The organism is Dapis purpurea BLCC-M126 (genome assembly GCF_050015975.1).
Classification (GTDB): Bacteria; Cyanobacteriota; Cyanobacteriia; order Cyanobacteriales; family Microcoleaceae; genus Trichodesmium.
The window spans coordinates 24,085-34,898 of the sequence record NZ_JBNHER010000213.1 but is presented as its reverse complement, the minus strand read 5'-3'; the positions used below and the strand labels follow the sequence as shown (position 1 = coordinate 34,898).

Annotated in this window: 10 protein-coding genes; 5 read left to right on the top strand and 5 right to left on the bottom strand. The window is 35.0% G+C overall.

Translation table 11 applies throughout. The features are described 5' to 3' along the window. Window positions 1-533: 533 nt before the first annotated feature. From ureG to ureA, 3 genes are all read right to left on the bottom strand, one after another. Window positions 534-1,163 carry an urease accessory protein UreG gene (gene ureG / locus ACP6PL_RS18805; protein WP_426546799.1) on the bottom strand — a complete coding sequence of 210 codons (630 nt, stop codon included), beginning with the start codon at window positions 1,161-1,163 and terminating at the stop codon, window positions 534-536. Window positions 1,164-1,467: 304 nt separating this feature from the next. After that, complete coding sequence (gene ureB, locus ACP6PL_RS18800) at window positions 1,468-1,776, bottom strand: urease subunit beta (RefSeq protein ID WP_426546801.1); 309 nt, start codon at window positions 1,774-1,776, stop codon at window positions 1,468-1,470. 317 nt (window positions 1,777-2,093) lie between these two features. Further along, entirely contained in the window at window positions 2,094-2,396 is a 303-nt protein-coding gene (gene ureA / locus ACP6PL_RS18795; RefSeq protein ID WP_426546798.1) for an urease subunit gamma, read from the bottom strand. Window positions 2,397-3,565: 1,169 nt separating this feature from the next. Here ureA and ACP6PL_RS18790 point away from each other — a divergent pair. Beyond that, window positions 3,566-3,988 (top strand): CAAD domain-containing protein, encoded by a 423-nt coding sequence (locus ACP6PL_RS18790; RefSeq protein WP_426546797.1) that lies wholly within the window; start codon window positions 3,566-3,568, stop codon window positions 3,986-3,988. A 351-nt stretch (window positions 3,989-4,339) separates the two neighbouring features. On the opposite strand, the gene aroA is transcribed toward ACP6PL_RS18790, so the two are convergent. Beyond that, window positions 4,340-5,686 (bottom strand): 3-phosphoshikimate 1-carboxyvinyltransferase, encoded by a 1,347-nt coding sequence (aroA, locus tag ACP6PL_RS18785; RefSeq protein WP_426546796.1) that lies wholly within the window; start codon window positions 5,684-5,686, stop codon window positions 4,340-4,342. Window positions 5,687-7,216: 1,530 nt separating this feature from the next. Here aroA and ACP6PL_RS18780 point away from each other — a divergent pair. Next, the gene (locus ACP6PL_RS18780) at window positions 7,217-7,705 is read left to right on the top strand and encodes a hypothetical protein (protein ID WP_426546795.1); all 489 of its coding nucleotides are present in this window, start codon (window positions 7,217-7,219) and stop codon (window positions 7,703-7,705) included. Between the two features lie 50 nt (window positions 7,706-7,755). Here the strand turns inward: ACP6PL_RS18780 and ACP6PL_RS18775 are convergent, their stop codons facing one another. Further along, entirely contained in the window at window positions 7,756-8,220 is a 465-nt protein-coding gene (locus tag ACP6PL_RS18775) for a hypothetical protein (RefSeq protein WP_426546794.1), read from the bottom strand. 73 nt (window positions 8,221-8,293) lie between these two features. On the opposite strand from ACP6PL_RS18775, the gene ACP6PL_RS18770 reads away from it, so the two are divergent. From ACP6PL_RS18770 to ACP6PL_RS18760, 3 genes are all read left to right on the top strand, one after another. Then, the gene (locus ACP6PL_RS18770) at window positions 8,294-9,037 is read left to right on the top strand and encodes a hypothetical protein (RefSeq protein ID WP_426546793.1); all 744 of its coding nucleotides are present in this window, start codon (window positions 8,294-8,296) and stop codon (window positions 9,035-9,037) included. A 289-nt stretch (window positions 9,038-9,326) separates the two neighbouring features. Then, window positions 9,327-9,626: a putative quinol monooxygenase gene (locus tag ACP6PL_RS18765; protein WP_426546792.1), complete on the top strand. Its 300-nt coding sequence runs from the start codon at window positions 9,327-9,329 to the stop codon at window positions 9,624-9,626. 160 nt (window positions 9,627-9,786) lie between these two features. Then, window positions 9,787-10,560: a response regulator transcription factor gene (locus tag ACP6PL_RS18760; protein WP_426546800.1), complete on the top strand. Its 774-nt coding sequence runs from the start codon at window positions 9,787-9,789 to the stop codon at window positions 10,558-10,560. Window positions 10,561-10,814: the final 254 nt, after the last annotated feature.

The window sequence follows — 10,814 nt, the reverse complement described above, 5'->3', positions numbered from 1 at the left end:
GCTACATCGCTCTATTTGGCATACGCTATATATAGTGTCTTTGCGTAAGTCCTGAAAGTATTAAACTGTAGGAATAAATCACAAAAAATGAATGTAACAGCCTTTTTTGAATTTGGTATTAGATAAATTCCATGAAAACACTATATATAGATTTGAAAAACTATAACGTTATAAATATGTAGTGTTTAGAAGTCAAAAATGCCTAATTTATTGCCTTTAAATTTCAATTCTCAATTCTCAATTCTTCAATGTTCTTAAACTCTGAGATAAATTCCAGAAAAACACTATATATAGATTTGAAAAACTATAACGTTATAAATACGTAGTGTTTAGAAGTCAAAAATGCCTAATTCCTTGCCTGGAAATTTCAATTCTCAATTCTCAATTCTTCAATGTTCTCAAACTCTGAGATAAATTCCAGGAAAACACTATATACAGAGTTCAAAAACTATAACGTTATAGATATGTAGTGTTTAGAAGTCAAAAATGCATAATTCCTTGCCTTATTGCACTGTTCCAAAATCAGTATTTCTTTAGAGGTCTATTGACAAAGCAGTGCGAAATAAAATTCTATCTAGAATAAAATTAACCACTTCGTTCAATCCAACTCCAGTTTTACAATTAGTATAAGCAATCGGTTTACCTTGGCGATATACTGGTGCTTGTTGCTGAATTAAATCTAAATTGGCATTAACATAAGGAGCTAAATCGATTTTGTTAATTACTACTAAGTCAGCTTGCACAAAACCAGGTCCTTTTTTACGAGGAATATCATCTCCAGCCCCCACATCTATGACAAAAATATAGGCATCTACCAAATCGTAACTAAAGCTAGAGGCAAGATTATCCCCCCCACTTTCAATAAGAATCAGGTCTAGATTAGGATATAGTTGTTCCAAATCTTGGACTGCTAAAATATTCATGGTTGGGTCTTCTCTTATAGCTGTATGAGGACAGCTACCTGTCTCTACTCCAATAATGCGATCGCTTGGTAAAATTCCTCCACTTTTGAGTCGCTCTGCGTCTTCAGTAGTAAGCAGATCATTGGTTACTATGGCTACTTCAATACCTTGTTTGGTCAAAAGGGGAACAATACACTCTAATAAAGCAGTTTTGCCACTACCTACAGGACCGCCAATTCCTAATCTAGCTGCTGTTGCCATTTCATTTATCAGTTAACAGTTGTTAGTTTTCAGTTAAAAGTAGTTTTTGGAATAAGGAGGCTTGAAATTCAGTTATCAGTTAAAAGTAGCTTTTGGAATAAGAAGGCTTAAAATACTGAATTTTCTTTTTTTTGGTTGTCCTGCTCGCTAACGTGTGAAGATATATATTTTTTAATTTCTTCCCACACTCCCCACACTTCCCACACTCTCTCTACCATTACGCAAGCAACACCACCCTTTTTTTTTATCCCTTTTAAAGGGCAGACTTGAAACCTGATTTTATCATCATAGAAATCTACTTTTTTTATTCTAACTTTTGATTAACCAAAGCGTTAAAACCGTATATTTCTCGACTACCTGCAATCGCTACTAACTCTACTTCTTTTTCATCTCCTGGTTCAAATCTAACTGCCGTCCCTGCTGGAATATTTAAACGCATTCCTTTAGTAGGTTCACGCTCAAATTGTAACGCTGAGTTTACTTCATAAAAATGAAAATGAGAACCAATTTGAATCGGGCGATCGCCTGTATTAGCTACCATTACCTGAATTGTTTCCCGCCCTGAATTTAATTCGATTTCACCTGTTTGAGTAATTATTTCTCCTGGAATCATTGTCATTTTAGTTATCAGTTATATTATGTGCCCCCTTCGGGGGAGCTACGCTAACGGTTAAATAGTTATTATAATTAAAGTTCGTAGTAGGGCTTCAGCCCGAACTGTAGATAGGGCTGAAGCCCTACTACAAACCATATACTTTATTATAAGTGATTATCCGAACATGATATTATCAGTTATCAGTTATCAGTACCTCTAGCTGAACAATTGGGATTGAAATACTGAACCGAATATTTTTTTCATCCCCTTAAAAGGGGAGGCTTGAGACCTTATTTTTTTAGTTATTGACCAAAAAAATGCTATATTTTTTATATTTATTGTATAGGATTGTGTACTGTCACTAACTTAGTACCATCTGGAAAGGTTGCTTCTACCTGAACTTCTGCTATCATTTCTGGTATTCCTTCCATTACTTCATCCTGTTTTAAAATAGTTCTGCCGTGACTCATCAATTCGGCTACTCCTTTTCCTTCCCTAGCACCTTCTAATATAGCTGCAGAAATATACGCTACTGCTTCAGGATAGTTTAATTTAATCCCTTTTTCCTTTCGTTTTTCTGCAAGTAAAGCAGCAGTAAAGATCATTAATTTGTCTTTTTCTTGGGGTGATAGCTGCATAGTTTATATAATTTTTAATATATTTACCAAGTTTTTCTACTCAAACTATCAAAAAATAAGTTAAAAAAAAGTTTTTATTTATACAAAAAAATCAGTTCTGTTGCCCAAAAAATATAATTACCTCAAATTCATAAATAATAGACCTCTCCGGAAAATAGGGAGTAGGGAGTAGGGAGAAAGAATTAATGATTTCTGCGTATGGGATTGATTTGATTTTTAATTATCGGAAATATCTAATGAATTTCCTGAATGCCAGTGGCACAAAACTGATACAAATTATTTGATCGATACAGATTGTTATTTTTGTGTAGGTCAAGTTCTAGCTGACTGGCCATATACCTGAAGTCATAAGTCGCAAAGTTTTCCGAGTCAAATTCAATGTGACTAATTTTTCATTATACCAAATCCGCCTTAGTAATAGGGTATTTTTTAAAAGTTACAGCCGTTGCTATATAATATCAAATCCGGTTAATTGCACATAGAATCTGGTCATAGGATATGTGTTGATAATTTTTTCAATTACTTTAATAGATATCTCGCTAAATGCCCCACTGGAGAGTGGTTAGGGGTTGGTCTCCATCTCCGCCATCCCCTCATCTCTCCAACAATATAATAAGTATTCAACCGAATTTGATATAAGGGATTAAGTAATTGGACAAGCCTGCTTTGATACCAGGAATTACTTCTGACAAACCTGCCGAATAGGGAGTTATAGCTCTACACATAAAGGTTAGGACATCCTCCTGTTGCCTATTCTGGGGGAAAAAATGGCTGAATTTCAGTTTAGGCAAGAGAATTCCATCTATAACCGTAAAAATGGTTAGAACCCTTAGTAATTCATAATTTATGCATTTTTGAGGTAAAAGCTTCTGCCTGTATATATTTGAGCCTATTTTCTACTTCTGTTTTGTTTAAGTCCCACTAAATTATAAATATTCGAGTTGAAGCGATTATTTAAGATTTATGGAAATTAGTGATTAAGAACTATATATGCTGAATCTATATATTATCATCATTCTTGCAATGTCAGGTTTTCCTGGCTTAGGCTTATGTTTGAAGATAACTTGAGAAGTAAAGTGGGTATGTCCTGTAAAATTCTGGACTATTGACCTAGACAACTTCAATTTTTGTCATAACTAATTTATTAAGTTAAGTAAAGGAGCATTATCATGGAAGAGAAGCAAGATACTAAACAGCAAGTAGGAGTAAACCCTACAGAAGCTGGTTCTTTAGCTAAAATGCCAAATTCAGAAGAAACATCCGATCAGTTTCAAGATATTAAGAACCAAGTCTTGGAAATATTATCAGAACTACCAGCAATTATTACTGGCTTTTTTGGACAATATCAAAAGCCAATCGTTACTCTGGGTCTAATTCTGGCAGTTATTATTACCCTGAAAGTAATGTTGGCAGTAGTTGAATCATTAAATGATATTCCACTACTAGCTCCAACTTTTGAGTTAATTGGTATTGTCTATTCAGGCTGGTTTGTATATCGGTATCTACTTCGTGCTTCTAATCGCCAGGAGTTATCAGCAGAACTTCAAGCTTGGAAAGATCAACTATTAGGTGATAAGCCATCTGATAGTTAGGCATAGTTGATTTTAATTTAGAATTGAAAATGTAGAATTTAGAATTCAAGGTAAATTTACCTTATAGAATTCTAAATTCTGAATTCTAAATTCTGAATTCTTAAGTAGGGCTAGCTGATTAAATATCAAAGCACCGACAGATATTGGTGTCAGCCTTTTTTGGTCGAAAAAAGTGTGCCTGTTTCGGTCTAAAAAGCTCAAACAGCTAGTATTTTGGGATGATTATGGCAGAAAAATCTTGGGACAATTTTTACGACTACCTCCTCTATAATTTCTATTTCTCCTGTCTCCTGTCTCCTGTCTCCTGTCTCCTGTCTCCTACCTCTACCAAAAGACTTTATTCAGTAAACCCTAAGTACAGATTTGTTGTAGAGTCTTGGCAAAGTTTGGGTAAGAAATACTAGCAGCTTCAGCCTGATGAATATTAGTAATGCCATCGGCATTTAATGCAGCAATCGCTAAACTCATAGCTATTCGATGATCCCCATCACTCTCAACATCTGTACCAGTTATAGAAATACCACCAGTAATTTCTAAACCATCAGGTAGTTCTGTAACTCTAGCCCCCAATTTTTGGAGCTGGGTGGCCATAACTGCCAGGCGATCGCTTTCTTTGACACGCAACTCAGCAGCATCTCGAATCACAGTTGTCCCTTCAGCAAACATAGCAGCTACGGCCAAAATTGGAATTTCATCAATTAACCTAGGAATTATAGAACCAGAAATTTCGCAAGCTTTCAATCGACTGTAACGTACTCGTAAATCTGCTACAGGTTCTCCTGCCACAACTCGCTGATTTTCCTGTATAATATCCGCCTCCATCATTTCCATGACTTCCAAGATACCTGTACGGGTAGGATTAACACCAACATTTTCAATTACCAGTTCTGATCCAGGTACAATAGCTGCTGCTACTAACCAAAAAGCTGCAGAGCTAATATCACCAGGCACAACCACATCCTGGCCTTTAAGTTTAGCTGGACCTGTCACCGTCACACTATTTGTTTCTGGGTCAACTTGAATTTCTGCTCCAAAAGCTTTTAACATTCTTTCACTATGGTCTCGTGACAGAGCAGGTTCAGTTACTGTAGTTTTCCCCTCTGTCATTAAACCAGCAAAGAGAATACAAGATTTCACTTGGGCTGAAGCAATGGGAGAATGATAATGGATTGGTCGTAACTTTTGTCCCTGAATTGCTAAAGGTGCCAAATTGTTCCCTTTTCTACCCCAGATTTGACTCCCCATTTGTGTGAGCGGCTGAATAACACGGGACATTGGACGTTGGACTAAGGAGCTATCTCCTGTAACAGTAAAGAAATGTTCAGGATGAGATGCCAAAATACCTAACATTAGTCGCATTGTAGTGCCAGAATTACCACAGTCCAAAACACGAGATGGTTCTGTGAGATTACCTACCCCTACGCCATTAACTTCTACTAACTCTGTATTGAGCTGGGAAATATTAGCACCAAGAAGTGAAAAACATCTAGCAGTGCTGCGGGGATCTTCTCCTAGGAGTAAACCTTGAATATTGGTTTGCCCTTGAGCGATCGCTCCTAGCATCAGAGCGCGATGAGAAATTGATTTATCTCCAGGAATTGAAATATTACCTTTGAGACAGATACCTGATTTTGGTCTTTGAATTATCAAAGTTTCCTGACTATTTGTAATTTTTGTACTAACGACGGCAGCTATCATAAAAGTAACTATAACTTTGCACAGCGATAATATTATCAAAATAATTGGGTTGCGCCACCCCGCCTTTTAAGACGAAATGTTTTTGGAGAGTTACTCACGCATCCCTGTTACAAAAACAACTTCTGACTTCTGACTTCTTTAAATAGAGTCTGAGGAGTTAGTAGAGTAGACAATTTAAACTGAACTAATTTACTAAATAACTAGTAATTTGTGAGAACGGTAGTGAATATTTTTCTGGAACTGGTAATTTTTGAGAAAAGACTTAAAATACTTATTTCTTAAAGTCATTTATCCCATAACTACAGCACAAGATTAAATCCCAAAAAATATTTTTTCTATTGCAGCTTTGCTTTGGTCTTCTTTTGACAAAGGAATGCTACTCATCATGTGGCATAGGAAAAAAACTATAGCTAAATTAGGAAATATTATACACTAAATTAGTTTATTATTTCTGCTTTAAGGAAAACTTTTGAACAGACCCTAAAAAGTTTTTTTAGTGAACAGAGGTAAGAGGCAACAGTTAATACTAAATCTGGTTACTAAAGATCAAGATATTTGATACTATATTAATGTTAAGCTCTATCTTTAGGTATCCTAAACCCTATTTCTGCATCTGGACAAAGGATACTCTATAAATCAGATTCAGTATAATAGTTGGTTCCCAGCTCTATTTAGTTAAAAAATTGAAACAAAAGCAAAAAAATGCAACTAAACTCAATACATTTACTAAGATTTACTACTAGGCAAGGTTAGAGATACATAAATTTTAATCTTGTGCGTATAAATAACTATCTCTTGTGCGATAAGTATCTATCATGTGGTAAGATAAAAATGTATGGAAATTAAGGAATTAATGGCAATAGCAAATCATCGATCAACATTAAGTAGTCATAAGTTCAGAATAAATGATTGTCTATAGTTTTTTTCTGTAACTACTATGTTGAGAACTTGAATGTATTCTCTGACAATTTATAATTAATTATATCTGGACTTTCTTGTACCTTAGTTGGTCATATTTTAGTTGAGAATATTAACTTTATTTCCTAATCTAAAGGTTTTCTGAGAACACAGTCTTTAGACAGTACTAGAAATTAGTTTGTTGACAAAATATTACCTTATGTATGGTAAAAACGAGGTAAATATTATGGAAAATTTGACAATAATTATAAATCTCAAAAATTTCCTAACTGTAACAGTATTACAGGCAAGAAAAAACTGAGTAATAAAAATATAAATGTAGAAACTGTCATGATGAGACTGCAAGAGATGTGGCAGTCAAAAAACTAATAAAAAATAGAGGATTAATCGCAGTAGGACATACCTTTGAAGAAACAGCTTCGGTAAATTTTCTTTACAGAGTTAGACAAAAAGAATTTGTTTGACCTATTTAATTCCTGGAGTGAGCGAAAGAAGAATCTCCTGTTAAATTCCTTCGTTCCTGTTAATAAGTCTTTCATTTAAGCCACCAGTGTCAAGAAAATAATAATTATTCAATCAACAATCACAACAATCACAACCTAGAGGATATATATGCTAACTTATCAACGCAAACCTGTAAGTCTATCATTAATATCAACAGACTTGCCAATTTGGTCTATGGTTGAAACTGCAGCCACTCTTTATCACAAGGATAGAGACCAATTCCATATATTATTGCATGAACCTGCCATTAGGGATAGGGAATCATCCTGTATAGAGAAATTACCCATATTACCAAATGTTTCTAAACCAAGACTTTTGTGGCTAGAAGTTTCTCCTTCTAGAGTCATTATGACTATGCAAGGAAACGGCAAATATTGTTACCGCCATGTCTGGGAAAGAGGAGTTTATGGCATTTGTCGTTATTGGCTTCAAGACGATTCATTGAATTTACATTATCAGTTGCGACTGCGTAACTTTACTCGTAACTTACTGGTTCAGGGAAGACCAATTCCAGATTATCTCCGCTTAGAATATGAACTATGGTCTCAACAGTTACGTATGGGACATTATGTAATGGAGCTAGAAATTCATCACTAAATACTTTAGCTTGCTAAAGGCTAATTTTCTCTAACCCATTAGTGTGGGAATCAATTATCTTGGCAGTAACTAATCAGCTTTTCCAAAGAGATATCTTGATTGACCGCAACTTGATTTGCCTGTTGTCCAGCTTGGGTAACTTGAGTTCTGGCCTGATTGAATTTTTTTCTACCTTCCAATGAAGCTTCTACTTGTGTGCTAGTTTTAAGACCTAGACTCATATTAATGAAAGCTTGGGAAAGTTCTTTGAAGGTTTGAGAGAAGTCCTTTTGAAATTCCTGGAGATTTTCATCCTTGAGTTCTAGAGCTTCCAACTCCTGAGCAATTTCTTCTAATTCTTCTCCAAGTTTATTAGTTGTTGTAGCATCATAAGAACTTTTAGAATTAATAAGAGTATTACCCTTGTTAATAGTAGCAATTAATTGATTACACTGGACAACTCTACTAGGGCCACAACCAGTTATCGATAAACAGACTACAATAATGCCACCAATAATTTTTAATTTACGAAACATATTTTAAAATTGTGGAAAATCGATCTAGGAGGTACACCTAACAAACAAATAATGTGGCTCAAAAATAGTAAATATGTCCAAAATACCCAACAACCTTGATATTAACTCTACAAATAATTATCCCATTCTAATTTCTCTTGGATTGGGATTGCTAATCCTAAGTTTATCCTGGCGCTTCTTCGCGATTATTGTTATTGGTTCTGGACTTGTTTGGACCTTTAGACGTTATCGGGAACAACAGAAAAACCAACAAGATTGCTTGAATGATCTATTCTATAAGTTAATTCAGGAAAATCAGGGACATATTACAGCTTTAGACTTAGCCATGAACTCTCAACTATCAGGAAAGATTGTCCAAGAGTTTCTCGATGAAAGAGCTAAAGAGTTTGGTGCCGAGTTGGAAATTACAGAGCAAGGTGGTTTATTATACTATTTTCCTACTGCTGTGTCTCTAGTTTCTGGTCAAGCAAAGGAGGAACTTGAATTACCTACAGAGAAAATTTTAGGGTATAATGGTGAATCTGTCTCAGAAGAAATTATTGAAAAAGTTTCAAATCCTTGGACTTCACAACAGTATTCCCAGGTAAATTATAGCCTCAAATTTGATCCTAAAAATAACCATTTGGAGGCTGCAAATAAAGCAGTTTCCATATTTCTGACGCAGAAAGAATTAGCAAGTCGGCTAAATGTTCACGCCAGCACTATTAGTAAACGTAAAACAAAACCTGATTTTAGTCAGTGGAGTAGTCAAAAAGATCCAGAATCAATTCCATGGAAATATTTAAAAGAGCAGGGAAGATTTTTACCGAAAAATTAAGGTATAAAGCCTCTCCATTTATGGAAAAAAAGCGGTTGTTTTGGCTGTCGCCGACATGAAAAGCTAGGCGACTTGAATTGGGGAGGAGCTCTGCATTCTTCGGGAAACCTCGCCATATCGAAATCTACCTAAGAGAAGAAAAAAAATTCCTTTTAGCCAATCCTCTTCTTTATAAGAAGAGGTAATAATTAATTATTAATTATTAATTATTGAACTATAGCCTCAAAATCATTAAATATCCTCTAAATTATTACTTGTGTTAGTTGTTGAGTCTAGAATCTAATCAATTATGTCCTTTCATACTATTAGGGTAGTAGCTCGTGTAGTCGCCTTACCAGATAAAATAGAAGCAGTTAAGTCAATTTTAGTTAGTATACTATCACCTACTCGTCAAGAAAAAGGTTGTATTAAATACGAATTATTACAAAATAATGCCGATCCCAGGGATTTTACTTTTGTTGAGGAATGGGAGAGTGAAAGTCTATTAGAAAAACATTTGGCCTCAAGTCATATTGAAGCAGCATCATTAGAATTAAAAGACTTAGTAACAGTCCCACCAGATATTTGTCGTTATCATTTAATAGCTTGACAATATAACAAATTCGTGTTAGAGAGAAGTAGCACAATTAAAATCAAAGAAGAGTAATGTTTTGAAAAAGATTGTAACATTTAAACAAAAAACATAGGAAAAAACTTAAAAATCTTAATTAAACATTACAATAAGAAAAAATCGTAGGTTAAGTGTAATGATGCCCCGAATACTGGTCATTGATGATGATCCTGCGATCGCAGAACTCGTTGCCGTAAACTTAGAAATGGCTGGCTATGAAGTTAGTCAGGCAGAAGATGGTGTAAAAGGGCAAGCCCTAGCTTTGCAACTATTACCAGACCTGATAGTGTTAGATTTAATGCTACCAAAAGTAGATGGGTTTACAGTATGTCAACGTCTGCGTCGTGATGAACGAACAGCCGATATTCCGGTACTGATGTTAACTGCTTTAGGTCAAACCCAAAATAAAGTAGAAGGCTTCAATGCTGGTGCAGATGATTATCTAACAAAGCCCTTTGAAGTTGAAGAACTTTTGGCACGAGTGCGTGCTTTACTGCGACGCACAGATCGAATTCCCCAAGCAGCTAAACATAGTGAAATACTCAGCTATGGCCCTCTGACCCTGGTTCCCGAAAGGTTTGAGGCTATTTGGTTTGAGCAGACAGTTAAACTAACTCATTTAGAATTTGAGTTACTTCATTGTTTGTTACAACGCCATGGCCAGACAGTATCTCCTAGTGAAATTCTTAAGGAAGTCTGGGGTTATGATCCAGACGACGATATTGAGACAATCCGAGTCCATATTAGACATCTGAGAACGAAGATGGAACCAGATCCTCGTCATCCTCGGTATATTAAAACGGTATATGGTGCTGGTTACTGTTTAGAATTACCTAGTAATGGGTCCAGTGCTAATAATGTGGAAACAGCTAATTGGGCGAAACCCAATCAGGATTGGGTTAGAGAGTCTTAAAATAATTTCCGGTTGAAAAGTCATAATTAGGTCAATAAAATTGAGCTAAAGATATTTATTATTAAATATCCTAAAAAACTTCTAATTACGATCGCTCAACCGGAAATAAATAATAAATAATTAACAATTAATAATTATTTATTAAGGTTTAAACTAATATATAACTCTTCAGCCAAAACTTAAGATTAATATTGAGCAAAAAATAAGGTCAATAGCCTTTCCTTGGATAAGGGATGAAAAAAATTAACTTCAGT